Here is a 21,656-nt window from a genome sequence, read left to right as displayed (position 1 = left end):
CTCAGCTGCCGTTGGCGGTGACGCGCAGGGACGAGATGGCGTCGTTGTTGCCCGTGGTGGTCAGGTTCGGGGCGTCGCCGGTGAAGTTCCAGGCGGTGCCGGCGAAGCCCGCGTCGGCGTAGCCGGTCACCGTGTAACCGGCCGGGACGCGGAGCGACGAGATGGAGTCGTTGGCGATGCCCTTGGCCTGGAGCGCCGGCAGGTCGTAGCTGCCGGGCCCGAAGGCGGCCGAGGTACCGGTGTAGTTGGCGTCGCCGTAGACGGTGGCGCTGCCGGTGCCGGCGCCGCCCACGGGGGTGCCGTAGACCTCGAACTCGTAGAGCGAGTAGCCGTATCCGGTGGCGGGCGTGACGCCCTGCATCCGTATGTAGCGGGCGTTCTTGCCCACGTTCACCGTCTCGTTGCCACCCTGGCCGTTGGTCGTGGAATAGGCGTCGGTCCAGCTGGTGGCGTTGTCCGAGACCTGGATCTTGTACGCCTTCCCGTACGCGGCCTCCCAGTTGAGCACGGCGGTGGACACCGCGTACTGCGCGCCGAGGTCGACGTAGATCCAGGCGCTGGGGTCGTTGCTGTGGTCGCTCGACCAGCGCGAGGAGCCGTTGCCGTCAATGGCGTTGGAGGCCAGGTAGCTGCCGTCCTGGTAGGAGGCGACCGCCTTGGCGTTGGCGCCGAGCGACAGGTTCACCGGGGTGCCGGCCGGCGGGGGCGGGGGAGTGGGCACGGTCTGGCCGGCCGGCGGCCACAGGGTGACGGAGTTGGTGCCGTTGTGCGCGGTGGCGAACGGACCGGCCATGGTGTTGGTGCCGCTGACCGGCTGGCCGAAGAAGTCCGTGGTGACGTCGGCCTGGATGCTCTGGTTGGCCAGCGGCATTTTGCCGACCCTGGCCTGGGTGACCGGGGTGTTGCCGTGGATGCCGGAGGCGTCCAGGTCGAAGTTCAGCGACATCTGGGTGTTCGTCGCCGTGTAGTGCACATTGGAGACCGTGCCGGTGGAATTGCCTTCCTGCACCTGGGTCTTGTCCGTGGCGTTGGCCGGCAGTGTCGAGCCCTGGACCAGGTTGTTGTACCAGAAGAACTTCTCCGGCGAGGTGAGCGCGGTGGTCTCGTTCATCGTGCCCGGCTGGAAGTAGTAGGCGTCCCGGCCGCTGCCGTCGTTGTGGATGTTCGCGTTGTCGAGGAAGAGGTTGTTGGCGAAGACGATGCCGGTGGCGTCCAGGGTGCGGATGTCGCTGTTGCCGATGAAGACGTTGTTGTCCACCAGGATGGGGCCGAAGACAGCCTCGGCGTAGTAGCCCCAGGGGCTGTTCATCACGATGTTGCCGGTGATGCGGACGTTCTGGTTGCCCCAGTCGGTCCAGATGCCGGCCGAGTTGCTGCCCTTGGAGTTCTTGACGTAATTGCCCTTGATCAGGCCCTCGTTCATGTAGTGGACCTTGATCGGGGCGGTCTCCGCGCCGCTGAACTCATTGCGGTAGTTGGTGTCCTCGATCATGTTGTAGAGGATCTGCGAGTGCCAGGAGAAGACGCCCGCGATGCCCGACTGGCCGCATTTCGCTATGTAGTTGTTGCGCACGATGTGCGAGCCGTACGCACTGGTGTTGTGGAAGTCGGTGCGCGCTGTGCCGGGGCGGTTTCCGGCCCAGGTGTCGTTGCTCAGGCCGATGTCGATACCGATCGTCCTGGCGTTGATGACGATGTTGTTCTGGATGATCCACTTCAGCCCGCCGTAGACGCTGATCGCGCCGGCCTGCCGGCGGTCGGGGCTGTCGGGGAAGTCCGAGTAGGTGTTGGCCGCGTGTTCGACCGTGAAGCCGTTGACGGTGATGTAGCCGAGGCCCCACACATCGGGCGCGAAGATCTGCCGGCGGACGTTGATCTCGGCCAGTCGCGCGTTGGGGTCGGCGCCGTTGAAGTTGGCCCAGATGGTGGTGCTGGACGAACCGACCTCGGAGTACCAGGTGTTGGCGGCGCCCTGCACCGTGCTGAGCGACGGCTTCTCGTAGTACGCGGTCTCGTCCAGATAGACGTCACCGGCGGTGTAGCCGGCGAAGGTGCCCCCGCCGCCGCCGTTCGGCTGCCCCTGGGCGTAAGGATTCCAGTCGCCGAAGTAGCTGTTGGGCAGCGTGGCACTCCAGACGTTGCCGGTGCCGCGGGTCCAGGAGTTGACCTCCTCGGAGCCCTTGACGGTCACCGCGCCGTCGCCGGCGCTGGTGTAGGTGATCCGGTGCTGCTCGTCGGTGCCGCCGCGCGCGGGCTTGACCGTCTCGCGGTACAGCCCGGCGTGCACCATCACGGTGTCACCGGGCTGCGCCACCTGGGCGGCGTGGTTGATCGTCAGATACGGGGAGGCCTGGGTGCCGGCGTTGCTGTCGCTGCCGTTCTTGGCCACGTGGATGACGCGCGGGGCGTCCGCCGCCTGCGCCGGGGCGGCCGCGGGCAGCGCCAGTACGGCGAGCACGGCGGCGGCGACCGTGGCGCACAGCGCGCGGAATACCGCGGCGCGGCGGGGGGCCCGGCGTTTGCGGCCGGGCGCGGCCTGGCGGGCCGGGCTGATGGGGTGTCTCATCGGGCTCCTTCGGAGGGGGGAGAGGGCGCCGCGACGGCCGGGTCGGCGCGAAGGCCTCACAGACGGGAGGCTTAGTTTCTTAATTAATTTATGCAACTCTTCGTGCCACGGCCCCGCAGGTGCCAGCGGTCGAGCACGGTACCCGCGCTCCAGCACGGCATCAATACATCGGACCAAAGTAGTCGCAGGTGAGCGGAAGCCGGGCCCCGTCAGAGGTGGCCGCGAGGCCGACGACCAGGCCCCGGGGCCCCAACGGCTAGCTGCGGGCGGCCAGTTCGGGGCCGTGGCCCGGGGCCACCGAGCCCTGGAGCACCAGCGCCGCGCCGCCGATCGCCGCCGCGTCCCGCGGGTTGCTCGACAGGTCCACCCGCACGCCGTGCACGTCCCGGGTGTACGCGCGCTCGGCGAGCTGCCGCCTGACCTCGCTGACATAGATCGAGCCGGCGACCGCGAAACCCGGCCCGGCCAGCACTAACGTGTCGAGGTCCCACACATTGACCAGCGCCACCGCGCCCTCCGCGAGCAGCGCCGCCGACTCGTCGACCAGCGCGCGGGCCTGCTCGTCGCCGTAGAGCGCGGCCCGCGCCAGCACGTCGAAGGCCCGGCTGTCCGGCTCGTCGGGGCTGATCCGCAGCCGGTCCGCGAGCCCCGGCACCGCACGGGCACGGCGCACCACCGCGCGCGGCGGTGCGTACATCTCCAGACAGCCGCGGTTGCCGCACGGGCAGGGCTCGCCGTCGCGGATCACGGACACATGTCCGATCTTTCCCGCGTTGGAACTGGCGCCGCGGTGCAGTGCGCCGTCCAGGACGAGGCCCGAGCCCACACCCGAGTTCATGTACAGGCAGCCGAAGGTGCGGTCCCTGGAGACCTGTCGGCCCCAGAACTCGCCGACGGTCGCGGCCGCCGCGTCGCTGTCCACCAGCACCGGGATGCCGAGCCGGGCCGCCAGCGCGTCCGCGAGGTCGAGTCCAGCCCACCGCGGCAGGCCCGGCGGGGCGAGGAAGCCGCCGCGGGCCAGGTCCACCGGCCCCGGGCCGACCACCGCGAGCCCGGCGACGCTCTGCGTCTCCAGGCCGAGGCCCTCTGTCACGTCCCGGTAGAGCGCGGCCAGTTGTCCGACGGCGTCCTCGGTACCACCCGGCCCGGGACCGCCGCCCGGCGCCGAACCGCCCGGGCCGGCGTCCGCGCTCGCGACGAGGGCACGGCCCACCGTGCCGCCGCGGGTGTCGGTGACCACGCAGGTCAGCGCGTCGGAGCCGACATGGATGCCGACGCCGTAGGCCGCCCGCGAGTTGATGATCAGCATGGCGCGCGGCTTGCCCCGGGTGGCCACCGTGTCGCCGGTCTCGCGCACCACCCCGTCGTCGATCAGCCGGCGGACGATGTTGGAGATCGTCGGCTGGGTCAGCCCCGTCGCGTTGACCAGCTCGACCCTGCTGATCGGGCCCGAGGACCGGATGAGGTCCACGACGAGCGCCCGGCTGCCCGGTCCCGCCGCCGCAGACTCCCGTCGGGCCATCCTCGTCCACCTTCCGTTCGGCCGTACGCTGTCGTACGACCGCGTCACGCATGAGGTTAGACGAGACCCACGACCAGGAGGCCAGCATGCCCGCGACCAGCGACGGGGCCCGCCCGCCGCGCGGCACTCCGGTCGGGCTCGCCCTGGTACGGGACGCCGAGGTGCTGGGCGCTGAGCCGTTCTTCCACGATTTCATCGCCGGTATGGAGCGCGTCCTGGTGCCGCTCGGGGTGCCGGTGCTGCTCCAGGTCGTGGCCACGGTGTCGCAGGCCGCCGACCGGATGCGGGCCTGGGCGCGGCACGGCCAGGTGCAGGGCGTGATCCTCATCGACCTGCTGCCGGGCGACGAGCGGGTGGCACTGGTCAAGGAGCTGGGCATGCCGGCGGTGGTGATCGGCGACCCGGTGACCGCGGGCGGGCTGCCGGCCGTGTGGACGCAGGACGACGTGGCGATGCGGGACGTCGTGGACGAGCTGGTCGCCGCGGGGCACGCCCACCTCGGACACGTGGCGGGCCCGGCGCAGATGGCGCACACGATCATCCGCCGGCGCACGTTCCAGGCGGCGGCGGCCGGGCGCGGGGTGCGCACCACGACCTTCGAGGGGGACTACTCGGAGGCCGCGGGCGTCCGGGCGCTGGCCGCGCTGGCCGCGCTGGGGGACCGGCCGACGGCGGTGGTCTTCGACAACGACGTGATGGCGCTGGGCGCCCTGCACGAGGCCGGCCGGCTCGGACTCGCCGTGCCGGCCGACCTGTCGCTGGTGGCCTGGGACGACTCCGCCCTGTGCCAGCTCGCCGTCCCGCCGCTCGGCGCGGTCAGCCACGACGTCCAGGAACTGGGCGAGCTGGCCGGCCGCACCCTGGCGGACGCCCTGGTCGGCGCCCCCGCCGCCACGGTCAACGCCCCGCCGGCCCGCCTGGTGGTGCGCGGCAGCGTCTGAGGCCGGGCCGCCGGGCCGCGTCGGGCCCGTCGGCCGCCGACCCGCCTGCCCGAATCCGGCTCCCCGCCTGCCCGTATACGGTCCCGGTCCGCACCGCCGCGGCGGTACGTCCGCTGCTCGACGCCCGGCGAAGCCGCGCTCACCTGCATCTATCCAGTTCCTTGATAGATTACTAATCTTTCTTATTGACTTCCGCTGGGCGCTCGTAGACGCTGTGTCGCGTTCGAGCACGTTTCAAGCAAAGGAAGCTCTATGGACCACCGCACCCGGCCCTGGGCCGTGCGCGTCATGGCCGGGTCCGTCATCACCGCCCTCGCCCTCGCCCTGGGCGGCTGCGGCACGGGCGGCGACTCGGCGAGCGGTACCGGCGGCAGCAACTCCATCGACGTCGTCACCCGCTGGTCGGCCGGCAACACCGCGGCGGCGGCGCAGGCCCGTGTCTTCCAGGCCTTCACCAAGGAGACCGGCGTCAAGGTCAACTCCACCGACGGCCTGGAGACCATCGACGACCAGGTCGAGAACGCCGTCGCGGCCGGCAAGTCTCCCGACGTGGTGATCGTCAACCTCTACGACAAGACGCTCGGCTGGCAGGACGCCGGCATCACCGTCCCGGTGGACACCTACCTCAAGGAGTGGGGCCTCGCCGACAAGATGAAGCCCAGCGCGCTGGACGAGTGGCGGGTCGGCGGCAAGCCCGATGGCAAGCTCCAGGGCCTGCCCTTCTCCGGCTTCAGCTGGCCGGTCTGGTACAACACCGACCTGCTCAAGGCGGCCGGCGTCGACAAGATCCCGACCAGCACCGACGAGCTGATCGATGCCGCCAAGAAGCTGCGCGCCGCCCACATCCAGCCGCTCACGGTCGGCGGCAACGACTGGACCGGGCAGAAGCTCTTCTACCAGATCGCGCAGTCCTTCACCGACGCCGCGACCATGGAGAAGGTCATGCAGGGCGGCGGCTACTGCGCCACCCCGTCCGTGATGCAGGGCATCAAGCTCTTCACCCAGCTGCGTGACGCCGGTGTCTTCGCCGACAACGCGGCCGGCCTGAACGCCGACGCGATGTACGCGGCCTACTACTCCGGCAAGGCCGCCATGATGTCCGCCGGCTCCTGGGCGTACACCGACGCCAAGAAGTCGGGCACCGGCGTCGAGACGCACACCACGCTGGCCGGCCTGCCGCTGCCCTCCGGCTCGGTCTTCAAGAACCCCACTGCGCTGCAGGGCTTCACCGGTGTCGGCTTCATGATCACCAAACGCGGCGCGTCCAAGGACCGCATCGACAACGTGCGCAAGTTCATCACCTCCTTCTACCAGGACGCGACCGTCGGCGACTTCGTGAAGGACGCCAGCATCCTGCCGCCCACCGACGGCGACTTCCAGAAGTACGCCACCGACCCGCTGCTGTCGCAGTCGCTCAAGCTCGACAAGACGGTGGACTACGCCGTGGTGCCCGATGTGTGGATCGGCTCGGCGTCCGACCCGATCATCCAGGTCCTGACCGGGGCGTACGGCAAGTCCTCCGCCGACAAGATCTGCCAGGGCCTCGACAGCGCCACCAAGGGCGCCAAGAGCTGACGCCGCCGGACCGCGCGGCTCCCGGGGGCCGCCGCGACGCGGCGACCCCCGACCGTGCCCGAACCGCCGGCCCGGACCGTGCGGCCCCTCCCCGGATCGCCAGCCCGACCCCGGCCGAAAGAAACGTCTCCATGTCAACGACCAGCACACTGACCGGCACCCGCGCCGCGCCCGAGCCCGCCCTGCCGGCCGCCCGCCGCCGCGGACGGCGCCGCGGCGGCCTGAACACCCCCCGTCTGCTGTGGCTGACGGTCCCGTCCCTGGTGTGGTTCGCCGTGTTCTCGGTGGGGCCGCTGGTGGCGATGTTCGTCATCGCCACCCTGCGCTGGAAGGGCCTCATCTACGACCCCAGCTACGTCGGCACCGACAACATCCGGCATGTCTTCGCCGACCCGGTCTTCCACGACGCGCTGCGCAACAGCGCCGTGCAGGTCGCCGTGGTCATCCCGGTGATGATTCCGCTGGCCTTCATGCTCGGCTACCACCTCAGCACCAAACCCCGTGGCTACCGCCTGCTGTCCGTGCTGTACTTCTCGCCGGGCCTGATCTCCATCTCCATCACCGGGATGATCTTCTACGGGGTGCTGTCGCCGAACGGCGGCACCAACGGCCTGCTGCAAGCGGCGGGCCTGGACTCGCTCGCCCACTCCTGGCTGGCCGATCCGAGCACCGCCCTGCCCAGCCTGATCGCCATCGACCTGTGGCGCGGCATCGGCTGGACCGCCGTGCTGTTCGCCTCCCGGCTGGCCAGTGTCCCCGGCGACGTGATCGAGGCGGCCAGGATCGACGGCGCCGGACGCTTCCGCATCATGTGGCAGATCACCTTCCCGATGGTGAAGGACTATGTCCGCACGCTCACGATGCTCCAGTTCCTCTGGACGCTGTTCACCTCCGCCGCGCTGATCCTGCTGCTCACCAAGGGCGGACCCGGCACCTCGTCCACCACGCTGTCCTACCTGGTGTACGAGAAGGCCTTCTCGCAGAGCGACCTCGGCTACAGCCAGGTCGTCGGCGTCGTCCTGCTGCTGGTCGGCGTCGCCGGGATGCTGCTGATCCGCGCCCTGCTGCGCAGCCCCCTGGAGAAGATCCGATGACCCTCCCGGCCTCCTCGCCCCCCGGCGCCCGCGCGCACAGCCCCGAACGCGCCCGTCCGCCGCGGCGCTCCCGGCGGCGCGGCGCCGGAGCGCTCGCCGTTCCGCTGTCCTGGCTGTACGCGCTGGTGCTGGCCGCGCCGCTGTACTACCTGGTGGTGAGCGCCCTCAAAACCAATATCGAGATCTTCAACCATCCCTTCGCGCTGCCCGGGCACTGGCTGTGGCACAACTTCCGCACCGCCTGGCGGACCGCGGACCTCGGGCAGGCGCTGCTGAACTCGCTGCTGATCTCCGTCGTCGCGATCGTGCTGACGCTGGGCCTCGCGCTGCCCGCGTCCTTCGCGCTGGCCCGGCAGGACAACCGGCTCTCCCGGCTGGTCACCGGCACCTTCTCGGTGGGGTTCCTGATCCCGCCGTTCGCGGCGCTGATCCCCACCGTGATCCTCGCGATCAAGATCCACATGTTCTACACGCGCGAGTTCCAGATGCTCTTCCTGCCGGCGAGCGCGCTGCCGCTGTCGGTGCTGCTGCTCACCCAGTTCATGAAGACCGTGCCGCCCGCCCTGGTGGAGTCCGCCGCGCTGGACGGCGCGGGCAACTGGCGGCTGCTGGTCAACGTGTTCATCCCGATCGCGATGCCCGGCGTGGTGAGCGTGGCGATCCTGCAACTGCTCACCTTCTGGAACGAGTACCTCTTCTCCCTGAGCATCACCGGCACCGCGCCCGGCGTCCGCACCGCCCAGGTCGCGCTGCCCACCCTGATCTCCGACTCGACCGACTTCGGCGTGCTCACCGCCGGCACCGTGCTGACCCTTCTGCCGGTGTATGTCGCCTACTCGCTCGCCAGCCGCCGTATGCAGGAAGCACTCACCGCAGGGGCAGTCAAGGGATGACACTCAGCACTGAACTCAGCACCGGCTCCGGCCCCGGCAAGGGCTCCGGCTCCGGCGCCCGTACCGTGACGGCGACCGGCACCGCCGCCGACGCCTCGGCGCCGCCCGCGACCCGTCACGACCTCGGCGGCGAGTGGCAGCTGACCTGGCTGGCGGGCCCGGACGGCACGCCCGCCGAGGTCCGGGACGCCGCGCTGCCCGCCCAGGTGCCCGGCGAGGTGCACACCGCGCTGCTCGCCGCGGGCCACCTGGCCGACCCGGACGTGGGGCTCGGCGAACTGGCGCAGGACTGGGTCGGCCGCTCCCAGTGGTCGTACCGCCGCTCCTTCGCCTACACGCCCGTGCCCGGGAGCCGCGCCCACCTGGTCGCGGACGGGCTGGACACGGTCGCCGAGGTCTACGTCAACGGCCGCCATGTCGGCGCCGCCCGCGACCAGCACCTCGCCTACCGCTGGCCGGTGGAGGACGTGCTGGAGCCCGGCGACAACACCATTGAGGTGCGCTTCGCCTCCGCCTGGGACGCCGCGCTCGCCCACGAGCGCGCGCACGGCCCGCTGCCCTCGCCGTACGACGAGCCGTACGCCCACATCCGCAAGGCGGCCGCCAACTTCGGCTGGGACTGGGGGCCGCACTATGTCACGGCCGGCATCTGGCGGGACATCGGGCTGGAGACGTTCGCGGGCCGGATCGACCACATACGCCCGCTGGTCGCGCTCGCCGCCGACCACGCGGCCGCCGAGGTCACCGCGCACATCCGGGCCGAAGCCCCGCCGGGCGCCCGCGTCCTGGTCGAACTGACCGGCCCGGACGGCCGGTCGGCCGGAAACGTGACCGGCCAGGTCACGGGGGAGGAGACGGTGCTGACCCTCACCGTCACCGACCCGGAGCTGTGGTGGCCGGTCGGCCTGGGCGCCCAGCCGCTCTACCGGCTGACCGCCCGGCTCGACGACCCGGACGGCACCGTGCTGGACGAGGCGGCGGTACGCGTCGGGCTGCGCTCGGTCGCGGTGGACGAGACCCCGGACGCGCTCGGCAACCGCTGGGCCCTGGTCGTCAACGGCCGCACCGTACGGGTCCGCGGCTACAACTGGATCCCCGACGACACCCTGCCCAGCCGCGAGACACCGCAGCGCGTCGTCGCCCGTATCGAGCAGGCGGTGGCCGGCAACGCCAATCTGCTGCGGGTGTGGGGCGGCGGCCACTTCGCCGACGAGCACTTCCTGGACGCCTGCGACGAGCGGGGCGTCCTGGTCTGGCACGACTTCCTCTTCGCCTGCGCCGCCTACTGCGAGGACGAGGAGACCGCGGCATTGGTCACCGCGGAGGCGGAGCAGGCGGTGGCCAGGATGTCCCCGCACCCGAGCCTGGTGGTGTGGTGCGGCGGCAACGAGACGGTGCTCGGCCGGCACCACTGGGGCTGGGAGGACCAGATCGGCGAGCGCGGCTGGGGCGCGCGCTACTACCTCGACGTGCTGCCCGAAGTGCTGGCCCGGCTCGACCCGACCCGCCCCTACGTGCCCAACTCGCCCTGGTCCGGGGCTCTCGACGCCGACCCGGCGGCCGACACGCACGGTCTGAGCCATCTGTGGGACGCCTGGAACGAGGGGGACTACGCGCACTACCGGGACCACGACCCGTCCTTCGTCGCCGAGATGGGATGGTGCGGACCCGCCGCCTGGACGACCCTTGAGCGGGTGCTCGGCGGGGAGACCCCCGGCCCCGCCTCGCCGCTGACCCGGCACCACCTGCGGGCCATCGACGGCATGCACAAGCTGACCCGCGGCCTCCAGCCGCACGTGCCCACGCCCGCGGAGGGCGCGGACTGGCACTTCGCCACGCAGTTGGTGCAGGCCCGGGCGGTCGCCGCGGGCGTGGAATGGCTGCGGTCGCGGGAGCGGTGCGCGGGCGCGGTGGTGTGGCAGCTCAACGACTGCTGGCCGGCGATCAGCTGGTCGGCGGTCGACGTGGCCGGCATCGAGAAGCCGCTGTGGTACGCCCTGCGGCACTCCTTCGCGCCACGGCTGGCGACCGTGCAGCCCGTGCACCCCGGCCCCACGCACGACCCGACGGGCACGGCCGGTCTGACGCTGACGCTGGTCAACGACTCGGTGGCGGACTGGACGCCGGAGCTGTCGGTGTACCGCGTCACCCTGGACGGCCGGGAGTTGGCCCGTACCCGCCTTGCGGCCAGCTGTCCGGCGGGCGGCCTGCGCACACTGCGACTCGACCCGGCGCTGGCGGCGCCGGGCGACCCGCACGCCGAGCTGCTGGTGGTGGACGCGGACGGGGTGCGGACGACCTGGGCCTACCGCCCGGGCCGCGCCCTGACCTCGCCGCCGCCGGCCCGCACGCTGACCGCGTCCTACGCGGACGGCGCGCTGGCCCTGACGGTGTCGGCGGAGTCGGTGCTGCGCGACCTCTGCGTCTTCCCGGACCGGCTGGCCGCCGCACTGGGCCTGCCCCCGCACGCGCTGACGTCCGACACGTCCCTGGTCACCCTCCTCCCGGGCGAGACCCACACCTTCCGCCTCACCACCCGGGACGGCAGCGCGCTGCGCGAGGCCGGCATCCCGGAGCGGCTGCTGCGGCTGGCCGTCCGCTCGGCGGAGGAGCTGACCGCGTGACCGCTTCGCGGGCCGCCCCTGGTGCACGGGGGCGGCCCGCTCGGCGCCGAAGCGGCGCGGTCAGTGCGGGATCGGCCCGCTCTTCGGCTTGGTGCCCAGGGCCCGGGTGAAGACGTCGTAGCCGGTGGTGCCCGGCAGCGCTCCCTTGGACTGGAGGAAGACATCGAGCAGCGCCAGCACTTCGAAGATCGAGTCCGCGCCGTCGGGCAGCGCGTACCAGCCGGCCGACGGGGCGTAGGGGCCGGCCAGCTGGGCGCCGGAGACGTTCAGCATCAGGTCGCCCACCTGGCCGGAGGCGACCGTGCCGACCGGCGTGCCGAGTCGTACGCACCACGCCTTGCCCCCGTCGCCGAAGCTGACGGTCACGTTCATCGCGCTGTTGAACACGTCGTACGGCTGGTTGCCCGTCAGTCTGCCGCCCTGCGCGAGCTGTCCGACCAGCCGCAGCAGGACCGGCAGGCCGCTGAACGCGCCGTCCACGCCGACCCAGCCCGACGCGGCCGACCCGTTGGGGTAGTACGTCGACGGGAGCTGGGAGGCGGTGGCGCCGCGGGCGGCGCCGAAGTCGCCGGCCGGCGACCGGCAGGGGTCGCCGGCCGGTGCGCCCAGGCACAGCGCGCTGGTCCCGGTGCCGATCGCGGAGCCGACCCGCGGCACATTGGCGAAGGTGCGCTGGGCGTCGGCCTCGGTCAGCACGTTGTTGGCGCGCAGCGCCGCCACCAGCCGGGCCAGCACGGTCGCCGCGGCGGGCTGGCCGAACGGCACCGAGACCCAGCCGGTGCGCGGCGTCGCGCGGGTGGAGTGGAAGTTGTCGGCCACCTCGGCCGGGATGGTCTTGCCCCAGAAGTCGCCGAAGGCACCGATGACCCCGCCGGCGTTGCAGTTGACGCCGGCCGGCGCGCCCAGGCACAGGGTGCTGAACGTGCCGTAGGTGGTGTGCACGGCGGTCGACCACGGACCGGGCTGCTCGGCCACCGCGCGCACCTGGAGCAGGTAGTTGGCGCCCTGGGTGAGCGGTGAGCGGTCGATGCCGATGCCCGGTCCGCCGGTGGAGGCGGTGAGCACCGGGCGTCCGAGCAGGTCGGTGATCTGCGCCTGGTAACCGGTGGCGCCCGGGACCGCGGTCCAGGTCGCCGCCACTTTCCCCGGGTCGTCGACCGTGGTGAGCCCGGTGGGGGCGCCCAGCAGGGTGATCGTGGCGTACACCGGCGGCGAGGCCACCATGCCCTGCGCGCTCTGCTTCTGGGCCACCAGGCCGCACATGTACTGGCGGCCGAGCTGCAGCAGATTGGTGTTGAAGGTGGTGGAGGTGCCCGGCGCCTGGACCGTCGAGGACGCCACGGTGCTGCCGCCGGCGGCCGGGCCCACGGCGAGGTGGTAGGAGGTGGCGCCCGGCGTGGCGTCCCAGCTCGCGCTGATCGCGGTGCCGTCGTAGCTGAGCTTGAGCCCGGTGGGGGTGGGGGCGACGGGGAAGCGGAACGGCTCGCTCCATGGGCCGTAGAAGTCGTTGTAGAGCCAGCAGCGCACGCTCACCAGGTAGTCCGCGAAGCGCGGCAGCCCGGTCACGTCGAACACGGTCTGCGGCGCGGGTGTGGTGCCGCCGGCCCCGCTCATCGAGGTGAGGTAGCCGAGGACCGAGGGGTCGTCGGGGTTGGAGTAGTTGAGGTTGACGTAGTAGCCCGCCTGGGGCGCCGCGGTCGGCGTCCAGTTCACCGTGACCTGGTTGCCCGCGAAGGTGGCACCGGTGACGGTCGGCCGGTCGAAGGAGGCGGCGGTGCGCGGCGGGGCCCACGGGCCGGTCTGCCGGCCGTGCCGGGTGCGGACCTTGACGTCGTAGATCTGTCCCGGCGGCGGCATGGAGCCGTCGTCCGGGGTGAGCACGCAGCTCGGGCCGGCCACGGCGGTCCGCGAGGCGACGGGGGTGACGGCGCTGGGATGCCACGGCGAGGGGCCGAGGTTGACCAGCTGCACGTCGTAGCTGCGGCCGGCCGCGCCGCCGGGGTCGGTCTGGTCGGTGAGCGCGGTCCAGCTCACGCCGAACTGGTCGCCCAGCACGGTCATCGCCGTGTCGGCCGGCGCCGGCGGGACGGCGGTGAGCACGATGTCGGCGCGGTCGCTCCACGGGCCGGTGTTGGTCACCGTGGCGGGGTCCTCCACCGAGACGCGGACCCGTACCCCGTAGCGCTGCCCCGCGGTGGGCGTGGTGCCGTCGTCGAGCGGCAGCGCGGTGCCCCCGGGGACTCCGTCGGTGACATGGCCGACGACGGTGCCGGGGTCGGCCGCACCGGTGGCGCGGGTGAGCTCCAGTTCGTAACGCGGGGTGCGGCGCGGGGTGTTCACGCCGGTGAAGGTCGCGCTCAGGGCGTCGACGTCGCAGGACAGGGTGAGATCGGCCGGGGCGGGCAGCAGCACGGTGATGATGTTCTGCCGCGCCCAGGGACCGATGTGGTCGGTCGCCAGCGCCCGTACCGACAGGCTGAAGACCTTGGCGGCGGTGACCGGGTTCTCCGCGGTGGCGCTGAGCCGCGCGGTCAGCTCGCCGCTCGCCTCGACGGTCGCGGTGGCGATGTCGGTGTCGGCGGCGAGCACCACCGCGTAGCGGGCGGCGCCCGCGACGGGCCGCCAGGTCACGGTGAACACGTCGCCGTCGCGGGACACGGCGGTGATGGCCGGTGTGGCCAGCGAGAGCACGTCGAGGCTCGCGGGCGTGCCGCTCGCGGGCGGCAGGTCGCCGCCCAGGACGGTGACCAGCGCGGTGTAGGCGCCGGCCGCGGGCTCGGTGACCTGCGCGGTCACGGAGGTCGCGTCGGCGGCCAGCTGGGTGTCGACCAGCGGTGTTCCGTCCGGGGCGAGCAGCTGTACGTGGTAGCCGGTGGCCCCGGTGACCGCGGGCCAGCCGGCGCTCAGCACGCCCGCCGACCAGGTGAGCGCCGGGCTGGGACCGGCCAGCCGGACGATGCCGAGGGTGCCCCAGTCGCCGGTGACGTCCCCCCGGCGGCCGCGGACCCGGACCTGGAAGGTGCCGGTGCCCAAGGTGGCCAGGTCCACCGGGATGATCCAGGTCGTCAGCATGCCGAGGTCGGCGGTGAACAGCACGGCGCCGGTGGGCCCGAGGAGCTGGACGGTGTAGCCCGACGCGTACTTGGCGCCGTCCCAGGTCACCGTCAGCGCGCCCTGCGCGTATGCGGCCGGGCGCACGTTGGGCCGCCGCGGTGTGGTGTCCTGCGGGTCGCCGCTGTCGTCGTCGCCGCCGTGGGCGAGGGCGTACAGGATCGCGGGGACCATGACGGCCAGCAGCGCCGCCGCGCCCAGGCCGATGCCGAGGTCCGCCACGATCTCCGCGGCCACCCCGCAGGCGAAGGCGACGACACCGTCGATCAGGCCCTCGCAGACCAGGTCCAGGGCCACTTCGGCCGCGCTCGGCCCGAACAGCATGACCAGGAAGAGGACCGTGTCCAGCGGATGCGTGAACAGGTCCTCGATCACCTGCCGCGCGCCGCCGGCCATGCCGGAGGCGAGCGCGTCCGGCAGGCCGTCCCAGGTGGTGCTGACCGGGATCCGGACCGTCAGCGCGGGCAGGTCCGCCGTCACCATCGGATCGTCCATGCCGGCGAAGGTCAGCGCGTACGTGCCCCGGACGCTGAAGGCGAACTCGCCGCCGTCCAGCGCGGCCGACGGGGTGAGGGTGAAGTCGGCGTCGCAGGCCGCCGCGCCGATGGCCTGCACGATGGCGCCGCAGCCCTCGGAGCCCAGCGCGTTGGCCAGGTCGCGCAGCGCCTGCACGAAGTCGATCACGTTCCGGGCCCAGTCGAAGGCGGGCCAGTCGACCAGGTGGAACTCGTCGGCGCCGCGCGGATGGGTGATGTACTCGAAGGTGGCGCCGAGCAGCCCGAAGGGTGAGACGGGCCGGGCCGCGACGAGCCGGCCGGTGAACCGGTTGCCGCCGTCCGAGCCCTCGCGCACGTTGACGCCGGCCTGGAAGAAGGGCGCGTCGAGGAAGTTCACCCCGGTGGTCAGCGCCAGAGCCGGGTGGTCGCCGGTGGTGAAGCCGAGCGACGGCCCGTGCGCGTACAGCCCGCTCGACGGGTCGAGGCCGGTGCCCGCCAGCGACATGAAGCCCAGGTCGATCGGGTCGTCGAGCTGGAAGGCCGCGGTGGCGTCGGAGAACTGCTGGGTGCTGGCGTTCCTGGTCACGGTGACCGTGCCGTGCAGCGTCAGCGAGGTGACCAGGGTCAGCCGGACATAGGCGTCGACGGTGAAGCCGGCGGCGAAGGTGTGCCCGTCGACGGTGGCGACCGTCTTGTACGGGTCGGCCCGGTCGTCGTAGTAGGAGATCCGGCTGCCGCTGAGGAAGGCGATGTCGATGAAGTCCGACGGCCAGTTCGCCCCGGAACCGGTCAGGCACTGGGCGAGGAAGGCGCCGACGGAGAAGTCGCGGTCCAGCGACAGGTCGAACAGCGCGGGGACCCCGCCGACCAGGGCGAGTTCGGCGGCGACCGACGGCCGGTTGTCGGGCAGGCTGGGGTCGGCCGGGGCCGGGCCGAGCAGGACATGGCCGCGCAGCGCCGCCCAGGAGGTCTGCGGCTTGAGCGGGGTGCTGGCGGTGGCCGGCACCTCCCAGACGATCCGCAGGTCCACCCCGAGCCCGGAGAGTACGACGCCGGGTATGCCGAACGGCTGGGCTATCCGCTGCTGCGTCTGGGTGATGGTGGAGGTCAGCCCGATGTCGTCCACCACGAGGGAGACGTCGAAGGTGGGCGCCGCGCCGAAGACGCCGGTGAAGGCGATCCGGCCGTCGAGCTGGAAGCGGTGGGCGTCGGCCGGCCGGTAGCCGAGATGGATGCCCGGGTAGGCGTCGGTGTGGGTGAGCACGACGGCGTCGAGCACGGTGAGGTCGGGCAGGTCGGCGCTGTAGACGGTGTTGACCGGGTCGGCCGCGTCGATCAGCGCCTCCAGCCGCAGCTCGGCGAACTGGTCGGCGCTGCCGATCTTCAGCAGCTTGTCGAACAGGCTGACCTGGCCGAACCGCAGCCGGGCCGTCAGATACGCGCCGGCCCGCAGCTTCAGCGGGTCCTGTCCGAGCCCGGTGAGCGGCGCCGGGGCGCTGGGGTCGGCGAGCGCGAGCAGCGCCGCGCTGTCGGTGGCCAGCGCGCCGAGGCTGCCGCCCGCGGTCGGATCGGCCTCGGTGGGCGCCCGCAGGTCGCAGATCACCAGGCGCGCGTCGGTGACCCGCAGATAGTCGTCCACCACCGCGAGCGCGGGCACCAGCGCGCCCATCCGGAAGTCGGCGCCGAGCGAGACCGCCACCGCGTACGTCCACGGCCGGGGATCGGGACCCGCCGCCCGGGCCACGTACAGGAAACCGTCCAGCGCGCTCTGCCCGGCGACGTCCACCGTGCCGTGCAGCAGCAGCCGCGATCCGGTGACGTCCAGATACAGCCGCGCCGAGGCGAAGGCGGGCGGGGTGAGCGGCGCGGGCACCAGCGTGGACCAGCCGGTGTCCGGCGCGGCGCTGGTGAGGGTGTCGGCGAGGGTGTCCACCGCCACATCGGCCAGATCGGCCGGGGCGACGGAGCCGGTGAGCACCGCCGGGGTGTCCTGCGTGCCCACGGTGAGCCCCACCGCGGCCCGCAGCCCGGCCACGTCGAACTCGCCCAGCAGCCGTACCACCAGCGGCTTGCCGGTCGCGGCGACATCGAGCGAGGCGCTCAGCGAGCGGACGGCGACGGTGGTGCCGGCGAAGGCGAACTCCCAGTCGAAGCCCAGCTCCCCCTCGGCGTGGAAGGTGCCGCTGTCCGGCACGGCCAGCACCGAGGCGGCGACCAGTTCCACCGAGGCGGGCAGATCGCGCGCGACGGCGTCGGCGGGCAGCGCGTAGTCGCTCCGGTCCCCGATGCCGTCGGCCAGCGCCAGGACGTCGAGGGCGCGGCCCTGGATCATCTCCCCGGTGAAGGTCCACGGGCCGGCGCTGTCGGGCTTGGCCGCCCGCAGCCCGATGGGCACACCGCCCAGCGTGAGCACCGCGCCCACGCTGCCGGTGACCTGGGAGGCGACCACGGGCTGCGGGACGGTCAGCGAGAGGTCCAGGTCGGTGAGCGACAGCCGGCCCGGGACGATCGTCCAGACGTCCTCGGCCTCGGCGCGGAAGGCGACCTGGTCCAGCGTCCCGCCGGGTCCGCCGAAGCGCAGCGCCACGTCGCGCACGTCGATGCCCTGGCTGAGCGGCAGGGCGGCCGGCAGGGCGGCGCGGCTGGCGGCCGGGGCCATCCAGCCGGCCAGCTCGGCGAACGAGGGCAGGTGGATCGGGTGCGCCGAGGCGGCGTGCAGCCGCCATACGTCGTCCGGTTCGTTCTTGAACGTGGCGATGTCGACCGGCTGCCCCGGCACCACTTCGAGGGTGGCGCCGATCTGACCCCACACGCCGATCGGGCTGGTCGACGGCTGGAAGGCGATCGCGGCGGTGACGTCGCTGACGGTCAGCAGATTCTCGGCGATCGTCCAGGTGCCGGTCTGCTCGAACGCGAACGACAGGTGGGTCACAGCGCCGGCGTCCGCGTCGATGAGCACCAGCAGCCGGGTGACGTCGAGGCCGCCGAGGGTGGCGATCCCGATGGGCAGGTTGACCGGACCGCCGCGCAGCAGGCCCAGCAGCTGCCCGACGGTCGGCAGGTGGACGACCTGGTCCTCGCCGAGTTCGACCCGTACCAGGCCGGCGGACAGCGGCAGCGGCACGCCGACGGCCACCGTGGTCGAGGACCGGCCGGCGGTCAGCGTCACCTCGCCGTCCAGTTGCGCGCTGACGTCCCAGCCGGTGACCGGGTCGTTGTCCAGCGCGATCGCGCACGACCAGCCGGACAGGGTGAGCGCGTCGCCGAGCAGCGCCCACGGCACCGTCTGGGCCAGGGTGACCCGGACGTTCCGCACCGCCCTCGCGTCGGGGTCGATCAGCAGCCAGATCCGCGACAGCCGCAACGAGCCCGTCGCCGCGGTCAGTTCGGCCGGCAGCACACGCAGCACCGACGCGCCGGTCTTCCCGGCGAAGCCGGCGACGGTGTCCAGGGAGGGCAGCGGACCGGTGGGTCCGTCGTCGAGGCCGTCGGCGTCGTCGTCCGTGGTGCCGTCGGTGTCGTTGTCGAAGGACAAATACCACGGGCCGGCGCTGGACAGCACGGCGGTGACCGCGTAGTCGCCCGAGTCGTCGCCGAGCGACAGCGTGGCGCCCAGCGTGAGCCGCGCGTTGGCGTAGGTGGTGGCGGCCCAGCCGGACGAGGTGGTCAGGTCCAGGGTCAGCCGCGGCGCCTTGAGGCCGAAGCCCTCGGCGGGCGTCCACGCGGTGTCCGAACCCACGGTCAGCACTGTGCTGGTGGCCTCCGTGCCGAGCGGGTCCACGCCCAGTTCGTAGCGGTAGACGGTGGCGTCCACCAGATCGAGCAGGGTGGCCGGCAGCGCGACCGGCAGCGTGTTCGCGACCCCGGTCGCCGCCAGCAGCGCGCTGACGCTGGGTCTGCTCACCTGCGGGTCGAGGGCGCTGAGGACGACGGTGGGGTGCCGGCGGGTGGCCACGGTCAGTTCCACCGCGATCGGGTCGCCGCCCAGCGTGCTGCCGCCGCCGACCGCGGCGCGCGCGATGACGGCCGGCCCGTCGCCGGGGTCGGGGACGGGCACGCAGCTGAGGGTGATCCGCTCGCCGGTGACCGGCAGGTCCGGCAGGCCGACACGGCGCACCACCAGCTCACCGAGGTCGGCCGCCGTGGTCCAGTCGAATGCGGGACGGCCGTCGTCGTCGAGCGCGACCGGTCCGCCGACGACGGTCTCGATCCGGCCGGCCGGATCGAGACCGTCCAGGTCGGCCGGGCACAGGTCGCGGCGGACCGCCACGGTGGCCTGGAGGTTGAGACCGACCGCCAGCGGGGCGTTCACCGCGGCGTCGGTGTGCTCCCAGGTGGTGGCCACCACCGCGATACCGCCCAGCCACAGGTCGTCGATGCCGCTGCCGTCGAGCGCGTCGAACAGGTCGCCGGGCGTCCAGCCGTCCGGCGGCCGGGTGGTCCAGGTGGCCCGCAGCAGGACGTCGTCGGAGACGGTGAAGACCACCTCGGCGGGCGGTTCCTCACCGGCGCCGAAGGCAGGGGACACCCCGCCGAGGGTCAGCCGGTCCAGCGCCTCGGACAGTACCGGCCCGGGGTCGTCGGGCGCGGTGCTGACGAACGGGGCGGCGCCGGTGGCCGTCGCGGCGGTCAGCACGCCGCGCACCCGCGCCGCGTCCTCGGGCAGGTCGTCGGGCAGCGTCACGGTGTCCAGCACGTAACGCAGCCAGGTGGCGCCGTCGTCGTCGGTGACCGTCACCCGCGCGGCCAGCAGCCGGTCGCGCAGCGCGGTCAGGATCGCGGCGGCCGACCGCAGCACGGCGGTGACCGGCGTGCTCGCGGGTCCGTAGGATTCCCCCGCCCGGGCCTGGACGGTGACCAGGTAGGGGGTGTCGGGCCGCAGCCCGTCAGTAGCGGTGAGGGTCGCCGCGGTCAGGTCGGTCTGCGCCCGGTGCACCACCGTGGCGCCGGCCGCGTCGGTCACCCGGACCAGGTAGGCGGTGGCACCGGGCACGGCGGTCCAGGTCAGCGCGCAGCCGTCGATGACCGCCCGCGCGGTCACCACGGGCGCGTCGAGCACGACGACGGTGACGGCCGCCGGTTCGCTCGGCACACCGAGCACGGTGACGGTGACCGTGTAGGTGACCCCGGGCCGCGCGGTGAAGTCGTCGGAGGCCAGTTCGACGGTGCCGGTGGCGTCGGCGGCGGCCAGCAGGGTGGAGTACACCAGCGGCGGCGGCTCGGCGGTGTCCGCGGTGACGTCGATCCGATAGGCGTAGGCGGCGGCCACGGGCGGGAAATCGGCCGACAGGGCGCCGGCCTCGTAGCGGGCGGTGACGACGGGCTGGAGCGCCAGCTGGTCGTCGGAGGGCGGCGGCGTCATCCGATGTCCATTCCCGTCGCGGGGTCGATGAAGGGAACGGAATTGCCCGCGCCCTGGCCGAAGTTGTCGCGGCGCAGCGCCGCCGCCGTGAAGTTGCTGAGATCGATCGTGCCGCCGCGCAGCTCCGGGTCGTTCAGCGCGTCGGTGTAGGCGGCCAGCAGCGGATCCAGTTCGAAGGCGCCCATCGCCTTGGGGACCTCGATCGCGGTGAAGTCGAGGTGGTCGGTGTCCCGGTCGTACTGGTAGACCGCCGCCCAGGTGAAGCCGCTGAGCACCACCCGCGCGCGGGCCCCGCCGCGCGGCCTGAGCCGGGTTCCCATCGCGAACGTCCAGTAACGCAGCTTGCACACCGGGTTGGTGGCCTCCTGGGCGATCGGCGGCTCACCGCGCAGCGGCTGCTTGGCCCGGCCGCGGCCCGGCGGCGGGGCGGGCGGTCGGAGCCTGCCGATGCTGTCGAGGTAGTCGCTGATCCGCCACAGTGCTGCCGGACCGGCCTGGTCCCACATCTCGTCCATCTCGTAGACGGTCAGCAGGTGCACCAGCACACTCCCGTCCTCCTCGTAGACGCACAGGGTGTCGGGCATGCTGTCGTCGGGCAGCGTCAGCAGCACATAGCGGCCGATCACCTGCGCCCTGACCTTCTTGGCGTCGTCGTCGGTGAAGGTGGCCAGCGGCGCGGGGGCGTTGGGCGCCCCGGGCAGCGGCCGGGTGCGCAGCTCGTTGAGCGCGAGCTGGTACGGCTCGAAGTTGCCGAGCTCCGCCTCGGTCGGCGTCAGCGTCAGGATCAGGTTCTCCGCCATCAAGGCGTTGGAGACCTCCTCCGCGGTGATCAGCCCGGTGGCGACCTCGGCGGTGATCGACGCGCACCGCGCCTGCTCGGACGGGTCGACCCCCTGGACCGGGCGGGGCGAGAACAGCGACCCGTTGGGACGCCCGAACGCGTAGAAGTCCTCGACGCGCAGGGCGGTGCCGTCCTGGAGCAGCCCGTTGTAGGCGTAGAAGGGGTAATAGGGCAGCAGCCTGCCGTCGATCGCCTCCTTCGGACCCATGAAGTCGAGGAACCGGTCGTCGGGGGTCGCGTAGGGCCAGCGGTCGGCCAGCCGGCCGCCGAAGACGTCCGGCGGAATGGGGACACCGGCGTACTCGACCCGCATCGCCTGCAGATAGCCGATCTGGTTCAGCCGGTACTTGGGGTATTTGGCGTTCTCGCGTGCCACGTCGGGGCTGCTCGCGGCGTCGAAGTACGCGCGCACCGTGACCGGTTCGCTGAACCGCTGGTCGAAGCCGATGTAGTGGTCGCCCACCTGGAAGGACTGCTGGCCGAGCAGCGAGCGTACGGCCGGGTCGTCCACCACGCCGGTCACCCAGTACTGGCCGCCCTCGATCGCGAGCCTCAATGCCATGGTCTGCGTTTCCCTCTCGGTCGTGCCCGGTCGTGCCGGTGGGATCCGCGGGCGGCGGGGCGCCGGGC

9 protein-coding genes are annotated in these 21,656 nt (G+C 72.6%); 5 read left to right on the top strand and 4 right to left on the bottom strand.

Going from position 1 to position 21,656, the window contains the following annotated elements; all coding sequences use genetic code 11:
* Position 1: 1 nt before the first annotated feature.
* Together ACFO3J_RS17775 and ACFO3J_RS17770 are read right to left on the bottom strand one after the other, a co-directional pair.
* A complete protein-coding gene (locus ACFO3J_RS17775; RefSeq protein ID WP_386430417.1) occupies positions 2-2,566 on the bottom strand; it encodes a discoidin domain-containing protein in 2,565 nt (854 codons plus the stop codon).
* Between the two features lie 256 nt (positions 2,567-2,822).
* A complete protein-coding gene (locus ACFO3J_RS17770) occupies positions 2,823-4,088 on the bottom strand; it encodes an ROK family transcriptional regulator (RefSeq protein ID WP_386430416.1) in 1,266 nt (421 codons plus the stop codon).
* Positions 4,089-4,174: 86 nt separating this feature from the next.
* On the opposite strand from ACFO3J_RS17770, the gene ACFO3J_RS17765 reads away from it, so the two are divergent.
* The 5 genes from ACFO3J_RS17765 (at position 4,175) to ACFO3J_RS17745 (ending at position 11,215) form a co-directional block, all read left to right on the top strand.
* A complete protein-coding gene (locus ACFO3J_RS17765; RefSeq protein ID WP_386430415.1) occupies positions 4,175-5,029 on the top strand; it encodes a LacI family DNA-binding transcriptional regulator in 855 nt (284 codons plus the stop codon).
* Positions 5,030-5,281: 252 nt separating this feature from the next.
* A complete protein-coding gene (locus tag ACFO3J_RS17760) occupies positions 5,282-6,604 on the top strand; it encodes an ABC transporter substrate-binding protein (RefSeq protein WP_386430414.1) in 1,323 nt (440 codons plus the stop codon).
* Between the two features lie 131 nt (positions 6,605-6,735).
* Positions 6,736-7,698 carry a carbohydrate ABC transporter permease gene (locus ACFO3J_RS17755; RefSeq protein ID WP_386430413.1) on the top strand — a complete coding sequence of 321 codons (963 nt, stop codon included), beginning with the start codon at positions 6,736-6,738 and terminating at the stop codon, positions 7,696-7,698.
* Entirely contained in the window at positions 7,695-8,591 is an 897-nt protein-coding gene (locus tag ACFO3J_RS17750; protein WP_386430412.1) for a carbohydrate ABC transporter permease, read from the top strand. Before ACFO3J_RS17755 ends, ACFO3J_RS17750 begins: the two co-directional genes overlap by 4 nt.
* Positions 8,588-11,215, top strand: coding sequence for a glycoside hydrolase family 2 protein (locus ACFO3J_RS17745; protein WP_386430411.1), 2,628 nt, complete (start codon positions 8,588-8,590; stop codon positions 11,213-11,215). Before ACFO3J_RS17750 ends, ACFO3J_RS17745 begins: the two co-directional genes overlap by 4 nt.
* A gap of 60 nt (positions 11,216-11,275) precedes the next feature.
* Here the strand turns inward: ACFO3J_RS17745 and ACFO3J_RS17740 are convergent, their stop codons facing one another.
* Both ACFO3J_RS17740 and ACFO3J_RS17735 read right to left on the bottom strand, forming a co-directional pair.
* Positions 11,276-20,185, bottom strand: coding sequence for a hypothetical protein (locus ACFO3J_RS17740; protein WP_386430410.1), 8,910 nt, complete (start codon positions 20,183-20,185; stop codon positions 11,276-11,278).
* Positions 20,182-21,588, bottom strand: a complete 1,407-nt coding sequence (locus ACFO3J_RS17735; protein WP_386430409.1) for a hypothetical protein — start codon at positions 21,586-21,588, stop codon at positions 20,182-20,184. Before ACFO3J_RS17735 ends, ACFO3J_RS17740 begins: the two co-directional genes overlap by 4 nt.
* Positions 21,589-21,656 lie beyond the last annotated feature (68 nt).

Origin of the sequence: Streptomyces polygonati (assembly GCF_042650325.1) — a bacterium.
Classification (GTDB): domain Bacteria; phylum Actinomycetota; class Actinomycetes; order Streptomycetales; family Streptomycetaceae; genus Actinacidiphila; species Actinacidiphila polygonati.
The sequence above is the reverse complement of the archived record's forward strand: the minus strand, read 5'-3'. Positions and strand labels throughout refer to the sequence as shown.

Excerpts from the sequence above, each read along its gene's own strand:
- ACFO3J_RS17775 (WP_386430417.1), bottom strand. The coding sequence starts at position 2,566 with ATGAGACACCCCATCAGCCCGGCCCGCCAGGCCGCGCCCGGCCGCAAA.
- ACFO3J_RS17770 (WP_386430416.1), bottom strand. The coding sequence starts at position 4,088 with ATGGCCCGACGGGAGTCTGCGGCGGCGGGACCGGGCAGCCGGGCGCTC.
- ACFO3J_RS17765 (WP_386430415.1), top strand. The coding sequence starts at position 4,175 with ATGCCCGCGACCAGCGACGGGGCCCGCCCGCCGCGCGGCACTCCGGTC.
- ACFO3J_RS17760 (WP_386430414.1), top strand. The coding sequence starts at position 5,282 with ATGGACCACCGCACCCGGCCCTGGGCCGTGCGCGTCATGGCCGGGTCC.
- ACFO3J_RS17755 (WP_386430413.1), top strand. The coding sequence starts at position 6,736 with ATGTCAACGACCAGCACACTGACCGGCACCCGCGCCGCGCCCGAGCCC.
- ACFO3J_RS17750 (WP_386430412.1), top strand. The coding sequence starts at position 7,695 with ATGACCCTCCCGGCCTCCTCGCCCCCCGGCGCCCGCGCGCACAGCCCC.
- ACFO3J_RS17745 (WP_386430411.1), top strand. The coding sequence starts at position 8,588 with ATGACACTCAGCACTGAACTCAGCACCGGCTCCGGCCCCGGCAAGGGC.
- ACFO3J_RS17740 (WP_386430410.1), bottom strand. The coding sequence starts at position 20,185 with ATGACGCCGCCGCCCTCCGACGACCAGCTGGCGCTCCAGCCCGTCGTC.
- ACFO3J_RS17735 (WP_386430409.1), bottom strand. The coding sequence starts at position 21,588 with ATGGCATTGAGGCTCGCGATCGAGGGCGGCCAGTACTGGGTGACCGGC.